Source organism: Flavobacterium chungangensis (genome assembly GCF_042654045.1).
GTDB classification, from domain to species: Bacteria; Bacteroidota; Bacteroidia; order Flavobacteriales; family Flavobacteriaceae; genus Flavobacterium; species Flavobacterium chungangensis.
The window spans coordinates 210,984-228,216 of the sequence record NZ_JBHSFY010000005.1; the positions used below are offsets into that span (position 1 = coordinate 210,984).

Annotated in this window: 19 protein-coding genes; 13 read left to right on the forward strand and 6 right to left on the reverse strand. The window is 32.3% G+C overall.

Annotation, left to right across the window (positions count from 1 at the left end; translation table 11 throughout):
- Positions 1–1,257: 1,257 nt before the first annotated feature.
- From ACFO3N_RS10045 to ACFO3N_RS10065, 5 genes are all read left to right on the forward strand, one after another.
- Positions 1,258–1,503, forward strand: coding sequence for a hypothetical protein (locus tag ACFO3N_RS10045; RefSeq protein ID WP_379797374.1), 246 nt, complete (start codon positions 1,258–1,260; stop codon positions 1,501–1,503).
- 58 nt (positions 1,504–1,561) lie between these two features.
- Positions 1,562–2,239: a recombinase family protein gene (locus tag ACFO3N_RS10050; RefSeq protein WP_379797376.1), complete on the forward strand. Its 678-nt coding sequence runs from the start codon at positions 1,562–1,564 to the stop codon at positions 2,237–2,239.
- 72 nt (positions 2,240–2,311) lie between these two features.
- Positions 2,312–2,623, forward strand: coding sequence for a hypothetical protein (locus tag ACFO3N_RS10055; RefSeq protein ID WP_379797378.1), 312 nt, complete (start codon positions 2,312–2,314; stop codon positions 2,621–2,623).
- An 849-nt stretch (positions 2,624–3,472) separates the two neighbouring features.
- Complete coding sequence (locus ACFO3N_RS10060) at positions 3,473–3,886, forward strand: hypothetical protein (RefSeq protein ID WP_379797380.1); 414 nt, start codon at positions 3,473–3,475, stop codon at positions 3,884–3,886.
- Between the two features lie 91 nt (positions 3,887–3,977).
- The gene (locus ACFO3N_RS10065) at positions 3,978–4,310 is read left to right on the forward strand and encodes a hypothetical protein (protein WP_379797382.1); all 333 of its coding nucleotides are present in this window, start codon (positions 3,978–3,980) and stop codon (positions 4,308–4,310) included.
- A 49-nt stretch (positions 4,311–4,359) separates the two neighbouring features.
- Here the strand turns inward: ACFO3N_RS10065 and ACFO3N_RS10070 are convergent, their stop codons facing one another.
- The 6 genes from ACFO3N_RS10070 to ACFO3N_RS10095 form a co-directional block, all read right to left on the reverse strand.
- Entirely contained in the window at positions 4,360–4,740 is a 381-nt protein-coding gene (locus ACFO3N_RS10070) for a hypothetical protein (RefSeq protein ID WP_379797384.1), read from the reverse strand.
- Positions 4,741–4,743: 3 nt separating this feature from the next.
- Positions 4,744–5,118, reverse strand: coding sequence for a hypothetical protein (locus tag ACFO3N_RS10075; protein ID WP_379797386.1), 375 nt, complete (start codon positions 5,116–5,118; stop codon positions 4,744–4,746).
- A 98-nt stretch (positions 5,119–5,216) separates the two neighbouring features.
- Positions 5,217–5,519, reverse strand: coding sequence for a hypothetical protein (locus ACFO3N_RS10080; protein ID WP_379797388.1), 303 nt, complete (start codon positions 5,517–5,519; stop codon positions 5,217–5,219).
- A 678-nt stretch (positions 5,520–6,197) separates the two neighbouring features.
- Positions 6,198–6,563 (reverse strand): hypothetical protein, encoded by a 366-nt coding sequence (locus ACFO3N_RS10085; RefSeq protein WP_379797390.1) that lies wholly within the window; start codon positions 6,561–6,563, stop codon positions 6,198–6,200.
- Positions 6,547–6,768 carry a hypothetical protein gene (locus ACFO3N_RS10090; RefSeq protein ID WP_379797392.1) on the reverse strand — a complete coding sequence of 74 codons (222 nt, stop codon included), beginning with the start codon at positions 6,766–6,768 and terminating at the stop codon, positions 6,547–6,549. The genes ACFO3N_RS10085 and ACFO3N_RS10090 overlap by 17 nt, the downstream gene beginning before the upstream one ends.
- 9 nt (positions 6,769–6,777) lie before the next feature.
- On the reverse strand, positions 6,778–8,052 hold the full coding sequence (locus tag ACFO3N_RS10095; RefSeq protein WP_379797394.1) for a hypothetical protein: 1,275 nt from the start codon (positions 8,050–8,052) through the stop codon (positions 6,778–6,780).
- Positions 8,053–8,577: 525 nt separating this feature from the next.
- On the opposite strand from ACFO3N_RS10095, the gene ACFO3N_RS10100 reads away from it, so the two are divergent.
- The 8 genes from ACFO3N_RS10100 to ACFO3N_RS10135 all read left to right on the forward strand — a co-directional run bounded on the left by ACFO3N_RS10100 (position 8,578) and on the right by ACFO3N_RS10135 (position 17,212).
- Positions 8,578–9,141 (forward strand): hypothetical protein, encoded by a 564-nt coding sequence (locus tag ACFO3N_RS10100; RefSeq protein WP_379797396.1) that lies wholly within the window; start codon positions 8,578–8,580, stop codon positions 9,139–9,141.
- A gap of 173 nt (positions 9,142–9,314) precedes the next feature.
- The gene (locus tag ACFO3N_RS10105) at positions 9,315–9,779 is read left to right on the forward strand and encodes a hypothetical protein (RefSeq protein WP_379797398.1); all 465 of its coding nucleotides are present in this window, start codon (positions 9,315–9,317) and stop codon (positions 9,777–9,779) included.
- Positions 9,773–10,294: a hypothetical protein gene (locus ACFO3N_RS10110; RefSeq protein WP_379797400.1), complete on the forward strand. Its 522-nt coding sequence runs from the start codon at positions 9,773–9,775 to the stop codon at positions 10,292–10,294. The genes ACFO3N_RS10105 and ACFO3N_RS10110 overlap by 7 nt, the downstream gene beginning before the upstream one ends.
- A gap of 8 nt (positions 10,295–10,302) precedes the next feature.
- The gene (locus tag ACFO3N_RS10115) at positions 10,303–11,769 is read left to right on the forward strand and encodes a hypothetical protein (protein WP_379797402.1); all 1,467 of its coding nucleotides are present in this window, start codon (positions 10,303–10,305) and stop codon (positions 11,767–11,769) included.
- A 5-nt stretch (positions 11,770–11,774) separates the two neighbouring features.
- Positions 11,775–12,758, forward strand: coding sequence for a hypothetical protein (locus tag ACFO3N_RS10120; RefSeq protein WP_379797404.1), 984 nt, complete (start codon positions 11,775–11,777; stop codon positions 12,756–12,758).
- A 3-nt stretch (positions 12,759–12,761) separates the two neighbouring features.
- The gene (locus ACFO3N_RS10125; RefSeq protein ID WP_379797406.1) at positions 12,762–14,900 is read left to right on the forward strand and encodes a hypothetical protein; all 2,139 of its coding nucleotides are present in this window, start codon (positions 12,762–12,764) and stop codon (positions 14,898–14,900) included.
- A 16-nt stretch (positions 14,901–14,916) separates the two neighbouring features.
- A complete protein-coding gene (locus tag ACFO3N_RS10130) occupies positions 14,917–15,084 on the forward strand; it encodes a hypothetical protein (protein WP_379797408.1) in 168 nt (55 codons plus the stop codon).
- On the forward strand, positions 15,065–17,212 hold the full coding sequence (locus ACFO3N_RS10135) for a hypothetical protein (protein ID WP_379797410.1): 2,148 nt from the start codon (positions 15,065–15,067) through the stop codon (positions 17,210–17,212). Before ACFO3N_RS10130 ends, ACFO3N_RS10135 begins: the two co-directional genes overlap by 20 nt.
- Positions 17,213–17,233 lie beyond the last annotated feature (21 nt).

The window sequence follows — 17,233 nt, forward strand, 5'->3', positions numbered from 1 at the left end:
TTCGATTTTTTTGCAACTCTACGAAACCGCCATGGTTGTTTATCCCTCGCGCGTACGCTTGCGGCGTATACTAATTTGTTATATTTTTGTATATGGAAAAATGTTAAAAATTCAAGCAGTTATCAACAGTTAGAATTTGACAAGCAAAAAAAAAAGTTCCACCCGATTAAGTAGAACTTTTTTATCCATCAAACAGCATCTTTGAAGATCTGTATACCTGTTATTTCGGAAGCTAATTTAAATTTTTACAAGGAATTTAAAGCAACGACCGTTTTTAGGATATCTACGAGTCCCATTTACAGTAATGTAACGTGGGTATACGTATTTATAACCAATTGGTGCATTTTCATGTTTCATGGCAAGATGAAATTATGAGTTAAACACTTTTTTCCTAATTAATCAGGAACAACAGAATTCTAAAAGAACTTAAAAACATTCAAAATTTACCAATCGACGTAAATTTTGATATCGCACTAGAAAAGGCTAAATTTCCGACCAAAGACTTTAGCCTTTTTCTGTTTTCACAGAACATATACAAATATAAAAATATTTCCACGAACAAAAAAGCTACCTAAGTTACCTGATTTAGGAACTGTTTCTTCAATTGTCTGAAAATCAGCACTATGGTAAAAACAACCCTTTTTATATACTTTTTAATAGTATAAGTAAAAATGCCTCGGTTTTTACAAGTTATTTTACAATACGAAAATAACTTGCACAAAAAGTGCAATATTTTGTTAATTTATAATAAATGTATAGTTTTTGATTATTTTGTAAATTTACACTATAGATTTTTTCTATCAATAAAACAGTTCTAAAGTTTAACAAAACTTTAACATAATACCGCTACACTTCGTTCCGCGGGCCAACCATTAAAAATCAATTTGAGTGCTTGCATTTCTTTAAGCAAATCCAATTTTGTTATATTATCATATTGCTGGTATTATTAAAATTCCTTAGGAATAATTCGAGCTAACTTGGAATAATTGAGAATATTTCAAGATAATTTGGCTGAGCGAAGCGAAGCCAAATTGACCATTACTATGTAAGATTTTAAGTCCTCTTTTAGTCTTGTAATTTTCTAAATTTTCCTGCAAAATCCAAATCGTTTTTATATAGATAAAGGCTTCTTAAGCATTGATTTATATAGAAAAATAAGATCATTTTAATTTATGACAAATCAACAACGGTCGTTGTAAATTAGCCAGTAAATTCTTATATTTGCATATATTGATTTGTAAGAATTAAAACAGCGACATGAGAAAGATTTTAGCTAGAATTATTGAAGAAATCATAATTGATGAATTTAAGAAAATCGTCATTTTTAAAGTGGGTAATAACACAGTTGCCAACACCGAAACACTGCATGTGAACTATCAAGTGGGTATGACGGTAAGATTAGATTTTGATGGAAATGAAAAATTTCTTATTGAAAATATAGAGATTTCGAAGGCAGGTGCTACCATTTATTTGTATGGAAAACTGCTAAAAAATCAAAATTAATCAAAAGAATCAAAACATAATTCAGGCGGCTTTGCCGCCTTTTAAACATTGTAATACTATGAAAAATTATGTGGCTTATTTAAGGGTGTCGACATCAAAACAGTCGATTGGATTGGATGCCCAAAAGAAGATCATCGATAATTATATTAATGAAAAGGATATTATTTTGGAAACTTTTGTTGAAAAAGAATCTGGGCGAAATAATAACAGGGTAGCATTGAATAAGGCAATCGATTATTGTAAAGATAACAATGCTGTTCTTTTGATTGCTAAATTGGACAGGCTTTCAAGAAATGTTGCCTTTATTTCGGCTTTAATGGAATCAAAGCTTGATTTCGTTGCTTGCGACATCCCGATCGTTGACAAGTTCACCATACACCTGTACGCAGCATTCGCTGAACTTGAAGCTGACAAAATAAAGAATCGAACCAAAGATGCATTGAATATTATTAAAGCCAACATTGAGCGTGATGGATTCCATATTTCAAAGGCAGGTAACAGGATCTGCAAATTGGGTAATAATAATATTACTGCGGATAAAAGAAAACTTGCAGTTGATGCAATTAAAACTAAAGCATCAGCAAATGAAAATAATATTAAAGCCAAAGCATTCGCAAACGCATTATCAAAGTCAGGTCACAATCTGACGCAGATAACGGCAATGTTAAATGATAATGGATTTAGGGCAGCCAGGGGCGGGAAGTTCCATCTGAAAACTGTCAGCAGGTTGTTGTAAAACTGATTATAAAATGTAGCTGAAAGTTTGATGAGGAACTTTAATTATATTTGTCAAATAATTATTATAAATATGGACATAAGAGAAGCAACAAAAATTGTAGACTTCCTAAGATATAAGGGATTTAATTTTGGTATGCTAGAAGATACGGTAGTTTTAAAGTTGTTAATAGATGGTCAATGCTCGCCTAATCCTATTGTAAATAATAGGTTGTTGCCATCTTTTAGTAGAAAACTAACACAATTTAGTGTTAGAAATAGCTATACCATTTATGGGAATACTAGTATACTTGCAACTACTATAGTTGGTTATAGTCAATTTCGTAATATTTTTTTAAGAGAAAATCTTCTAAAAAAAATGTATGGATTTGGAAAAGCTTTGTAAATATTAGCCAATTCATGTAGGACATTGTTAGCTCAATACTTTTATAGAAATCGAATTGTTATATTTCTTTTTTTTATAAACAGTATTTAATCTAATTGTAACATTGTTTTTTTTTAAGTAGCCAATCAAAAATAGATGATTGGCTATTTTTGTGTCTAAAAATACTTTTTAAAATATCAAAACATTCCTTGTTTTTTATATAAATAGTTCTATATTTTACGGGGGTTAATACTATAAAAACTGAATTTAAATAACTGATAATCAGGTTTTTAATGCATGTAGGTGAAATATGTCTTTTTTTTGCCTTTGTTAAAAACTGCTATGGATTGTGAATAAGTTTGACTTTTTAATTTAACCTAAAAGGTCGAAATTTGTAGTACTATAAATCAAAAAAGCCACAGTTCCCGCTGTAGCTTTTTTTAATCTTTTTTCAAATGGATATACAGAATCCAGAAAATTGGTTTTCGATTTCTCAAATTATTTTTAATGTTATCAGTACAATATGCTTGATTGTACAAACTATGAAAAAATAATATCGTGAAAATCATTTTCAGAAACCCGTCTAATAAGGCGGGTTTTGCTTTTACAAAAGTAAAATAAAAACTTTACAAATGTATAATTTATACGTCTACTTTATCAACAAATACGCTTAATAACTCAGTAATTCCTTTGGTAGCAAGTGATTTTAATGTAAAAAATAAGTGCAAATTAATTTTACTTTTTTTAAAATAATATTATTCCATTAGTACAATTTATACCATTCATTATAAATTGTTACAACGTAGAACATGTGAGGTAATTGTTGTTGTTACAATCTGTATTAATTTTGTCTATCTAAATTTTATGATCATGACACCTGCAGAAGAAACTCAAATTAACAATCGCATCTGGAATTCATTGCAATCCGCATTCATTACACTATGGTCTGAGTTAGAAAAAGATAAATCATTTTACAGAGAATCTTTGAATATACTTTTAAACGGTGGTGATGTCACTTATGAGATTAATGATGATAAAGATATGTCAGGACTTACAAGAATCTTAACTTTTATTGGCTTACCATTTAAACACATCGCAATGGGTTTAAGACTAAGTGAAGATTCAAAAGTTCAATATCGTGACAATAAAATGATTGCTAAGCCTTTTATACAGCCGGTCTATGAAAAAAAACAAATGAGCATCGGAAAAACCGACACATATGACAATGGCAGAATAGGTTGGGCCCAGCAGATTTTATTGAATAAGGATAAAGAAGAAAAATAATTTTAAAATTTTTCAATAGCCTGTCCCTGATGCAAGGTCGCATAAATTGATTGGCTTTTTTCTTATATTTAATATTTTTAAAATGAATGCTATGGATGATTATAAAGGTTTATCGGATAAAGTTTTTTTAGATTTCTTTCGAGTTGATTTGTTTAGCAGAACAGAATTAGACCAATACTTTTACCCACATGAAATTTATCACGAATTTGATGTTTTAGATTTCCATTTAGAGCATTGCAAAAAGATATTATACAACTTTATTTTGGAATCAGTCTTTGAGGCAGGGTGGGTAAAAGATTTTGAAATAAAAGAAAAGGATGCTTTAAAAATGCGTGAAAAAATCTGGCAGGGAATTCAGGATGATCTTGAAAATATCATCAATGAATATCTTACAATCATTAAAATCAAACCGATTAATTTATAAATAAACTGTTATACCATTATCGCCTCGTCAGATTTCTGCATTGGGCAATCTATTCTAAGGTTAAACCAATTTGTCCGTCATCATCCAAATCTATTTCATTCTCTTGGACATTTTCCCATTTTGGTACAAAACCTTCTTTAATATATATATCTTTAAACCAATTAAAAGGATTGTCCTCTCTTCTTTTCGCTAAATAATGACCTGCAAAACCCTCTATTGCTACTTTTAAAACGCAAATAAAAACTTGTCCATAAGCTTTTTTTAATTCCCTATTAATAGTGTCCAACTTGACGTTTTTAGGTGTTAATAAAATCCAATTTAGAGGAGTATGTCGCCAAAATTCAAAATTATTAGTATCGACAAAATTTGCAAATTTTTCATCACCAATTTTATTAGTTATCTCGCCTAGTATTATGATATATGTGTTCATTTTTTATTCTTGTTCATTGTTACTAACAATTGTTGTTTCAACTGTTACATAGTCCATTTCAGGTGCATTAATCGAAGTACTAGTTCTGCTATCACCAACTAATGCGATTTTTTCAATTGCTGTTTTTTCTAGATTATATTTTTCTGATCTTAACAGATCAGGATTTTTAAATAAGCAAAAAAAGTAACTAACTAAAAATGCAATTATTATTAATACTGCTAATCCACCAATAATATTAGCGAAAAGATAACTGCCGACATAGTATAAACCACCTGACCCCAATAGTAATATTATAGCCATTCCACTGAGAGGTTTTACAACGTTGGCTTTATGCCCCTGCGAAGAAGCATTTTCTGCAATTTCTGACCATTTAAACATATTTTGAAGTTTATTTTTGGATTGTAAAAATACACCTTTTTAAAAAAAATCTTAATTATTTTTACTAACGTCTCATTTATAAAAGGTACAATTAGATTTTAATATTGTGTCTTGCCTCTATCATTAAAATCATTGAATACCGCATTTAATTTCTTATTTGCTTCTTCTTTAAACTTGTCGCAACTGTCTGTGCGTGTTTTTTTCAAGTCATTTCTTAATTGACTTCCAGGGTTTACAGCATTTAAAAAATGGTCATTTTTTTTATTTACTTCTCTATTGTGAGAGACAAACACATCGTCAAAGTCAGCATTAAAAATTTTTACATATAGGACTTCTTTTTTATTCTGTTCATCTACCAATTTATCTACTTGTTTAAAGTGAGTGTCATAATTTCTTTTCAAATCACTTATAAGATCTGTAACTTTCCTGCATAATAGCTCAAGTTTAGAATTCTATCAAATTTAGGAATTCTACTTCTGAACTTTGAATTGTTAATAACTTTTTGAAGGGCCAAAAGTCGAAAAAGTAGCGAAAGTGTAGTTGGACTATATCGTTTTGCAGTCTATTTCGTGATTTTTAAATTTCTTACAGTTTTTTAGAAAATTCAAAAGCTATGAATTATCTTTGTAGCACGAGCAAATGAAATTTCATTTGGGCCAAAAAAAAACCAAAAGTTCGTACCTTTTGGTTTTAAGCTGGATTGTTTAACAACCCAATATTTATTTCTATCTATGGAAATACAAAATATGTTGGTGATATCGCTGATGATATATTTGCTGCCACCCCTTGTCAAGGAACTAAGAAAGTTCGTCTTGGCATGTAAGAAAAAGTAAAACTTTTATCACTGTCCTCATTATGTGGGCAGTGTTTTTTTTCTTACGTTACAAAATTACATATTTTCTATCAATATCAAACACATTACTGTCACATTTATTACAATTTCTACTTCTTTTACATTTTGTATCTCTCTTTCTATTTCTAGTTTTTCTATGTCTAGTGCTATTATTTCTACATTTTAAACTTTTTCTTATTGGTTCTCTATTACTATTTCTCTCTTTTCTATGTCTAGTACTATTACCTTAATCTAGTATATTATTAATAGTAGTTATTCTTTTCATCTTCAAAAACCATTTATTATTTTCTTCTGTGTCTTTGTGAAAGAAAATTTCTGTTCCAGCTTCATCCAATTCATTTAGCACTTCAAAGTTTTTATCTGTTCGGTCAAAGAAAGAGTAGAGTTGAAGCGTTTCTATTCTCTTATTTTTAAGGAAATCCAATCCCAAAAAATCGTATGAATCAACAATCAAACTATCATATGATGATGGCAGGTCTACCATGTCAATAAAATTATAGCCATATAAATTATTTACCTTACCAACTTCATCTGAACAGATTTTCAATGATACAAAGTTCGGTGCATCTTGGAATTTAATATAAATTCCCATTACATAGAATTACAGTTTTACTTTTCACTTTGTATTTCTGTTTGTGCGGATCATAAATGATTTCAAATTCTTTCAGGATCTTGTTATCCATCACTATCACCTTATTTTCAATTATCTTTTTGACTTCAATTCCTTTTGTAACATTGTAAATTTTTCCTGTTGTTAAATCGTAGCCGAAGCAGTTTGATTTTTTAATTAGTTTCATTTTCGTTGTTTATTTTTTATCAATTTTTACTTTCACGTTTCTTTGACTAAAGAATTGTTCAATTTTATTTTTTAGTTCTTCAGAATCTTCATTGTTGGTATAATATACCGCATCAAACAATGTGAAATACATCTTTGATTTTTTTGGAAACAATGAGTTGAACAGTTCTGCTTCTGTGTTCTGCAAAATAGATGCAAGTGACACATCACTTTTCTTTATTTTATCCAATTCGGTCCAGGTTAATGGGTATAACTCTTTGAATCTTTGGTTGATTTTATCTGCTTTTTTGAATCCAAAAAATATGTTCCTGTATATGCTTACTTTTGTTTCTTTTCTTGCCTGTTCGAATTCAATTATATCATCGCCAAACCTGTATTTTTCATCAATTAAGTCGATGAATCTTTCATAAAATGTGCCGGATTCGCAATCACGTTTATAGTTTTCATCTATTCCAAGATTATTTTGGTTCAGGTATGCAATTAGAAGGCTCGGTTGGCAGTTTACAACATCTATTTCATAGAATTTATAGTTGAAAAACTGTCTAGATACTTTGGATAAATTTGTAAATGAATGGTATATCCTGTTTACTTTATTTCCTGTTGTTATTTTTCTGGAATTTCTAACGGCAAAAACTCGGCTAATTCTGTGTTTTAGCTGGATAAAAGATATTTTCTGCTTATGGTATTCATTGATTTCAGCCTGTATTGCACCAGGAACATCAATCTTCACGTTTTTAATAGAGTTTATGAACTTTGGTGATAGTTTATTTAGCCTAATATCAACGTTTACAGTTGCTTTTTTCTGTTTATCGTCAAACATTACCATCACGTAATTTTCGTCCTTTAAATAGGTCGTATGTACTTGAAATATTTTACTTAACCCTAGTTCTTTATCATAAGCGAAGTCGCATTCTTTAATATGGGTGAATCCATTTTTATCTTGGTATGATCCTTTTTTGTACATTACAGTTGTCAGGATATTTAATTGCGAAAGTATTTCCTGAAATTGCTTGTAATTATTTAAAGTGAAAAACATAACCCAGATTGATTTATCAATTCCAATTTCAGTTCCAACTTCTTTTATTTTTTGGTCTAGATATTCTAAGAACGTTAAGATTCGTTTTATTGCGGTTTCTCGCTTGATTGGTAAATCAACTATTTCAAGTTGGCTCATCAAATTTTCTGTTGTAATGTAAGATAATGATGCTTTTTTAATGAAGTCTAAATCTTTGGTGGATAGCTGGGTAAACAACGCTTTTCTGTTGTTGAATTGAATGGTTTTCATTTTTATTCTGGCTTATTTTTAAGTCTGGATTTTAAAGAGGTCCAGAAGCAGGGCTAATTACTTCCCTGCACCCTCTACACTTATATCATAATAGTTATGATTTGTTGTGTATTCTATATATTATTTTTTCAAATGGATTTTTGATAGATGGATTTTTTATACAAATTCAGGGGTGAAATATTTTGTGAATCTAATGCTGGCGGGGTGTGAAGAGGTGTTTTGTAAAAAAAAGCGACACTAAAGACTTATATATACTCAATAATATAAAATATGATTGATTGATTGATTGATTGATTGATTGATGTATAGTTATCTATTAGCTAATTGAGTAAATAAATTTAGCAGTAGATATCCTGCTTTAATTGTTCCGCGCGGAACATTCTTGAATTACCTTTATAAGTAATAAAACATTTTATTCCATTTAAAGATCATTTCGCCGCCCCACCCAAAAGGGGCAGGCAGGCACTTTTATTAAATCTATTCTCGAAATATCAATTTAATATATAGAGAAAAGAGAAAGGATAAATGAAGTTAAAATATACCCTGCCATCAAATTCAGAAGAAATCACTTTACAGCAGTATATTAAATATGAGCAGATAATTACTGACGAAAATTTTGATGATACATTTAAAATATACCGCACGGTTGAGCTTTTTACAGGCATTCAATATGACCATATTAAGCATTTAAAGCAGAGTGAACTAGACAGTATTCTAAATCATTTAAAACCGCTTTTGAATCCATCTGTTCAGTTGAATAAAACTTTTAAATACAAAGGCATTAAGTATGGTCTGATTCCAAATTTCTCACGTGATTTAAAAACAGGTGAATTCATTGATTTGGATATATACACCGAAAATAAAAAATGGCTGGAAGTGATGTCAATTTTATACCGACCAATAACATTTGAAAGAAAGGGCCAATATCAGATTGAGCCATATATGTCAAGCCATACTGATTTCAAGGATTTGCCATTTACATATTTTATTGGTGTTGCAGCTTTTTTTTTGACTTTGTTAAATCAACTCGCACAGCTTACCCAAAGATATACAGATCAGGAAATTCAGAAGCTAATGATTTTAGTCTAGAAGGGCAGTTCCAATCGAGATATCACGGTTATCAGCATCTGGTTCACATGTCGGTTACCCAATTGGTAGATATTCCAAAAGTATATGAAATGCAGGCGGTATCTTTTCTAAGTTCATCCAACTACCTTATAGATAAATTACAGGTAGAGAAAGAAAAAAATAATAATATTTAAATGTCAAATTATGCATCAGTTGTAAATTATATTAGAGATACATTCAAGTCAGATAAACTTGTAAATGAAGTCATTTTTGGCCCATTGGATGATAGAAATCTGGCAAGTAATAATATTTATCCGCTTGTTCACATTACGCCCTTAAACACAAGCTATTCCAGCGGTGATGATACCTTTAATTTCATCTCATTTTCATTTGAAATTGCTGTTATAGAGATTCGCCAGAAGGGTATCCAGTTTGGCAAAGATGAGTTTTATAAAGACAATCTAATCGATAATCTAAACTTGGCAAATCAGATTATGGTCAATGCTTTATCAGTTATAAGATCAGATTATAATCAGGATGAAATCTTTTTTGAAAGCGTAACAGATGCACAGCCGATTATCTTTCAAGATACCCAGCTTCTCGATGGGTGGATGATTGATTTGACATTGAATATTCCAAATAACTATACAAGATGTTAACAGATGGCGAATTAAGACAGGCTTATGAGCTTTTAATTAGAAATGTAAAATTAAAAGCCAAGCAGCGTTTAAAAGCTGCGGGCAGAGGAATATGGACAGGCAGAATGCTTGAAGCAATCGACATGGAAATCTTTCAAGATTCTGAAGGTGATTTAGCGATTGAAGTTTTGGGTGAACACTACCAAGATTATTTAGATGAAGGTGTAAATGGTGTCGGATTCAACAAGACAAAATCGGGAAAACTTGATAAAAGATTTAAAGCTAACCGATCGGTGGTGACGGGTTCGCCATATTCGTTTAGGGCATTGAAACCGCCTGTTGATGCGCTTGCACCTTGGGCAAATTCAAAAGGTATTTCAGTTTGGGCAGTTCAGAATTCGGTATATAGAAGAGGTATCAAGCCGATTAAATTTTTCAATGAAGTTTTGGATAAGGAAATGGAAAATTTTACAGATTACATTGCGGAAATCCAAGCTGATAATATACTAAATGGTTTTGGCGATGATGAAAATTAATTATAAAAATGGCACTATACAGAAGATCATTTAAAGGCGTAAGTATTTCGCTGGAACAGCCTTCAATTACATACAGGGCAGAGGGTGGAAGCATTTTTAAATTAAATCTTCCTTTCACCTGCACATATATTATTTATGAAGAAATAATATCAACAACTGGAATATTTGAAGCCTGCACCGAAGAAGAAACATTGATTCCGCCCACAGATATTGTTTTAACCATTGATAATTTTGATGGCAACTGCCTGTATTACACAACATCGGGCGATGTGAGAAAAGGCGTTAAGATTAAAATCTTGGATTCTGTTTCAGAAGATTATACATCAGTTTCTTCGCCTTACTGCGGCATATCTGGACTAACACAAACGACTTATTTTCAATTGCAGTCACTTGATAATCCCGCCATTTACAGCGGAATCTATATTTACTATCCGCCTGTAACGCCAAATGTTAAGCCAACAAAAATATTGCTTTCAAAATCACCTCAGTTTATCATTTACGATAAGCAAATCGACTATAATTATATTACAATCTCTCTTTACATGTGGCAGGGCGATTTTGATGACCCGCCTTTAATGCCAAATTATTCTTTTAAAGTGGATAAGATTTCAGATGTCAGTTATTTAAACATTTCCCAATATCTGCAGGACTTTTTTGACTCGAAGCCAAATGAAACATACTTTGATGACGCACCATCTGATTTTGGCGAACTCATTAATTTAAAATACACACTTTTTGCTCATAATTCAGAATTTATAGTCGACCAAATGAATAGTGATGTTATGCTGGCTTCGCTTGGTTATGGCAATTTTCAGGATTTTGCCAATCCTGTTTTGATTTTGGCTGATGGTGGCGGTATTTCTATAGATTCAACCCTTATTTCTATAGATTCAACCCTGTTCACCATTGATGAAGTGGGTGATGGTCTTCTTTTTGACCAAAAAAGCAAATACCATAAGCCAAATACGCACGTTTTTTCAGGGTATATTGACTTGACATCTGGAAATACGGCTGAAATCTTCACAAGACAGCTTACAGATGACTTTAAATTAAGCTGTACACGAAAATATGAGGGTAAAGAAGTGCTTTTCCGCAATAAATCAGGCTTTTTTGACACTTTTTCATTCACTAGGGCATCATCAGAATCGGTGAAATTTACCCAAAATACAACACCAAGATTGAATAAAACACCCTATTCTTACCATATTTCCGATCATAATTCAGTCGTTTCAAAGACAGGAAACAAGATTTATACACTAAATACAGATAATCTTAACGAGTACAGCGGTGAAGTGCTGACCGAATTGTTCTATTCAGACTGCTATTTCCTGATTGATGCTGAAAATAAGACTTTCATACCATTGCATCTGCAGGATACTGACTTTTCGCCAAAAACTGATGCTGTAGACCGTGCAAAACAGCAGTATACTTTCAAATTCATTGAATCGAATGAATTTGTACAAAAAATAAGATAAATTAATTGATTCCAATCGACATAAATAAAATTTTATTAGCCAATTCGCCAATCTATGCTTCAATAGTTGGTGATTTCACCGATTACAACTACATCTATGTCCAGCTTTGGGCCTGGAACGGAAAAATTGAAGATAAACCTGTTGATTCGACCTTTAAACTTGCGGGAATTCAGGCAAATGCCGATAATAGTAAAATCGCAATCGAAATATCAGATTACATTACACCATTTCTGGAACCAAAGCCAAATTCAACTTTTTTTTCATTGAATCCGTCCGGTTTTGGCGAATTCGTGAATGTTGAATATTTTATTGAAGGGTATTTTCTAGATGATAGCGGAAATATGGACTTGGTACGGGTTTATAATTCGGGGCATTTATTTGCCTGTCTTGGCTATGGGTATGTTAATGAATTGGTTCATCCCAAATTGAAATTGGAAGATGGAAAACTAATTGATAACACAAAGAAAATATCAACTGATGAAGTTATACATCATAACGTTGTTTTGAAATCTTCTGTCGATTCAGATGAAATAATAAATAGAGAATTCACATCTATTTTCAGAAAAATATGCGCCAAAGATTATACATCAAGGCAGGTTTTGTTTCTCGATAAAAATGGACTGATAAATTCTTTCACTTTTCCACGTGTTTCTTCCAAAAAAGCAAAATACACTGCTGAAAAATACAACATAACCAACACGGCAGGCAGTTATTCGACATCAGGAATTTACAATAAAATATATAATAAGAATGGTCAGATTGAATGGACTTTCAACACCGATAATCTTGATGAATATAATGTAAATCTTATCCAACAGCTTTTTACAAGTGACCGCCATTGGCTTGTTGACTATCAAAGAAATTCTTTTATCCCGATTCATTTGGTAGATGATAATTTCGAGAAAAAGACAGCAATAAAGGATCGGGCAAAAATGAATTATACAATAAAATTCATTGAAGCCAATGACTTTATCCAAAATATAAGATAATGAATGAATTCCGTAAAAATACACGTAGCGAAAGACCAAAATAATATTAATAATCTGCTGATTAATGGCGATGCATTGGATTTGTTTGAAACTGAACAAATCCCATACACCATGAAAGTTACAGATCTGCAGGACATCGGCAGCAATTACGCTAATTTTACTAAAGACTTCATTATTCCTGCATCTTCAAGAAATAATATCATTTTAAAATATTGGTTCGATATTAAAAACGACAACCAGTTTAAAACATCAGAACCTATCCCTGCCCGCATTGACATTGGCGGTGCTTTTTTCTCTCTAGGTAATTTAAAGATTATCACTTTTTCAACTGATGAAACAGGTTCGCCAAAAACATACTCAGTAACTTTTACAGGCTCTCTTTCAAATTTAAAAACACAGTTTGGCGATTTGCAGTTATCTGATCTTCCAATTGCCAATATAGTAGGAAGTGATGTAATCTCTTTTGAAGATATAAACGTTGTTGCTTCAATAAATAACACGACAGCTTACAGACCGCTTGAAATTCCATTGATTCCAATTAACCGTTCGATTGCAAATTATGATACCATAAAATATTCATCAACAGTAAAAAATCCGAACGGTTTTAAAAGATCAGAATTAAGGCCCGCTTTAAAATTTAAAACCATTTTTCAGGCAATTGAAAATAAATTTAGCGTTAATTTTTCTGGGCCATTTGTCGCATCAAATTTACTAGACCGTTTATACATCTGGCTCAATAAAAATGAAACTTTATTCAACAGCGGTGGGGTAATTGTTGATTTGTTTGATTCACCGCCTGTAATTGCGAACACGTTTGAATATCACCCAAATCCAAACATAACCGTTAAAAATCTTGGTTACGTAACATTAAAGAAACCTACAACCTATAAAAAATTAGCACTTACTTATGAAGTTACAGGTGTCAGCAATAATACTGTTCCATACCGCGGTAAAATTCAGGAAGTTGTTTTAAAACCCGATGGTACAATCGATGAGACTTTAACTGCTGAACAACCAAATTTTGGTATTGTTTCCACGGCTGAATTTGGGACGGGCGGGCGAAGTGTTCAATTAATAATTAACTATGAAAACACACCAACACTACCAATCGGCTATAAAAGATCATTCAGATTCATAGCCGAAACTGAGGGCAGCAATACAGTTGTGATAACATCTTACAGGATTTTGGTTCAAGCAGGCGGGGGTGGTGGTTTGCCTGGAACACGTGTTTTTAATCCAACATCAGGAAAAATAGTTAAAAATGAAGCATTAATTTCCGCAAATCTACCTGAATTGAAACTGCAGGATTTCTTGACATCACTTATTAAGATGTTCAATCTTGTGATTATTCCAAATGGAAATAACAGTTATGTAATTGATTTTTATACCAATTATTATGCGAATGGGAAGAAAATTGATATTACAAAATACTGCACACCGACTAAAAAAATAAACAGGGTAAAGACTTATAAAGAAATAGTTTTTAAGCATGAAGATTCGGAATATAACGAAAATAAGCTTTATAAATCCTACCAAAATCCGATAAGGGAATTCGGATCTGTTACCCAAAAATTTACTGACGGTGATATTGACAGTTTTAAAGTTGAAAGCAAATTTGGAATAATGATTTTTAAACAGCTCGAAGGCATGAATTACACCGTCGAAACCACTTTTAAAAATCATTACATAATTGGTGCGGGAGCAGGCTCGGATAATTCAATTGTAACCAATAAGCCGACAATATTTTTCTGTAATGGAAAAGCTGAGATTTTAGATAATAAAAGAGCGGCATATGTTTTAGATGATACCACTAATGTTGCCTTAAATACCTACACTCTTTTTTCCAACATCGATGATGCGTTTAATTACACAACTTCATTATGCTTTTCCAATGAATCAATGTTTGGTTATTTGTATGATAAAAATTTATACACCAATAATTACCAAAATTTAATGATATCAGTTTCATCGCCTTATGCGAGAGAATTTGAAATTGAAGCTTATCTGCCAAGACACATTTTTACAACGGTATCATTAAATAACAGGCTGATAATAGGCAATGAAATATTCTCAATAAGCGAGATATCAATTGACCTTTTAACTGGAAAATCAAAGCTCAAAATTAACAATCTGATTAAGTAAACACAATTATATAAATATGTTCAAACTAGTTTATGAAATGCTGAAGTTGAATGATTTCAATGGTGAAAGCGAAGAAATCGAAATTGCAAAAGGGAAATATAAATTTCCTGAATCAGCTGGCGAATTATTTAGCCAACTGAAAAGAAAAATGTATCCAATTGTAGATGATAAAGAAAACGGCTGAAATACAGATCAGCACTAATGCTCAACAAGCAGAAAATGAAATAAATAATTTAAATAGTGCTGTCGATGGATTGACAAACAGCACTAACAGGCAGACCACTGCAAACGACCGAACACGTGCAGCAATTGACGACCATACAAAAAAGCTGAAAAACAATTCGTTGGCAGTTCTAGAGAATGGCGGTGCTGTCGGGGTCTTGGGTGAAGTTTTTGGCCCTGTCGTTATGTTAATTAAAGATTCCATTGAAGCGTTGGAATTATTTACTGTTGCAGAAGATGTAAATACTGTTTCAACTACCGCAAACACTACCGCAACCGTGGCTTCATCTACTTCAAGACAGGCAGCAGTTTTAAATGTTATAAAAGATACTGCTGCAAAGGTTGGTAATGCAATCGCAACGGGTGCATTAACGGCAGTTACTTATGTTGCAACTGCTGCACAATGGCTGTGGAATACGGCAATTATGGCAAATCCTTTGGTTGCTTTGGTTGTATTAATTACGGCAGCTGTAACAGCAATAGTTTTATTTACAAAGCATTTAATTGATTCAGCCGAAGCAAATGAAAAGGCTGCAGAAGCCGCAAAGAAAAACACAAAAGCTTTGCAAGATCAGTCAATTGCTGCTGAGAGGGCAAAAAATGCTTTACAGATTCACAACGATCATCAATATAAAATGCGTGAAGCCGCAGGTGCATCTTCAGAAGCATTAAGACAGCTTGCAATTCGACATATAAATGAAGAAATAGCTTTAAACAAGAAATCGGCAACCATCGCACGTGACACTTTTTTAAGAGAAAGAAACACATTAGCTACTTTAAAAGCTGCGGATGCATCAGATGAAGTGATTGAAGCACAGGAAAAATTGACACAAGCCACTTGGAAAGAATTTCAAGAACAAAATCAAAATCTGGATAAAAGTTATAAGGAACGTGCGCAGATTCGACGTGATAATGAAGTTGCCATTACAAAGGAAAATACAGCGGCAGCGAATAAGGCAAAGGATGATGCAAAAAAAGAAAGTGAAAAGAATGCAAATGAATTGAAAGCAAAAAGAAAAGCTGATTTAGAAGCTATCAGAAAAGCAAATGAAGAAGCTTCCATTGCTAATAAACTAATGTTGCAAACTGAAAAAGAACAGGAACTGTCAATTCTTAAATCAAAATACGACGAGCAGAAAGCACTATTTGAGAAATACGGAAAAGACACCAATGAAATTGATATAAAATATTTAAATGATAAAAATGACATCAATTTAAAATACCAAAAACTAGATGATGACAGGATAAAAGCCGAAAAGGAAAAAGCTGATGCGTTAAAAAAAGCTAATGAAGATTTAATAAAGCAGATGATGGACAGCTATGATTTTACCAAAAAATTTGATGAAGCGAAAAATTTGGAAGAACTGAACCAATTAAAAAATGCAGCATTGGCAAAATTGGATGCACAAAGAATTGCGGATGAAGCGAAATTAAAAGCGGCAGGTGCTACCGAAGAACAGTTAAATAACATGAGTACGCATTACAAAAATCAGGCAGAAGTTATTGAAAAAGAAAAGGCAGATACTGAAATTGATTTTACCAAAAGAAAATATGAAGCTGTAAGTGGACTAGCTCAAAAAAGCCAGGATTTTATGAGTGCGCTTGAAACTGCGGGTATTGCCAAATCGAAAGCTGCCCGAAATATACAAAAGGGTCTTGTTTTGGCTCAATTGGCAGCAGATTCTGCTTCCGCTATAAGTACTGCAATTCCGATGGCTTTAAAAGCAGGTGAAGAAAGTGCTAAAGTAGCTGGACCGGCTGCTGCTGTTGTTGGCCCTGTTGTTACTGCTGCTTCATTAATAGGTTCAATTACAATGGTTGCAAAAAATGTTGCCAAGGCTAAACAGACACTTTCAGGCGGTGGTGCAGGAGGTGAAAGCGGTGGCGGATCTGCAAGTGCAGGCGGAACTACAATTGCTGCAGCTGCACCCAAAGTGGAATATCAAAATACACCACAGACGCAATTAGCCGATTCTATAAACAATGCTAATGCAACACGTCAAAATACTATTAAAGCTTACGTGGTAAGCTCAGAAATGACAGATCGTCAAAACTTAGATAATCAGATAAACACAAATGCTAAATTCTAAAAAAATCATTTCAGAAAAAAA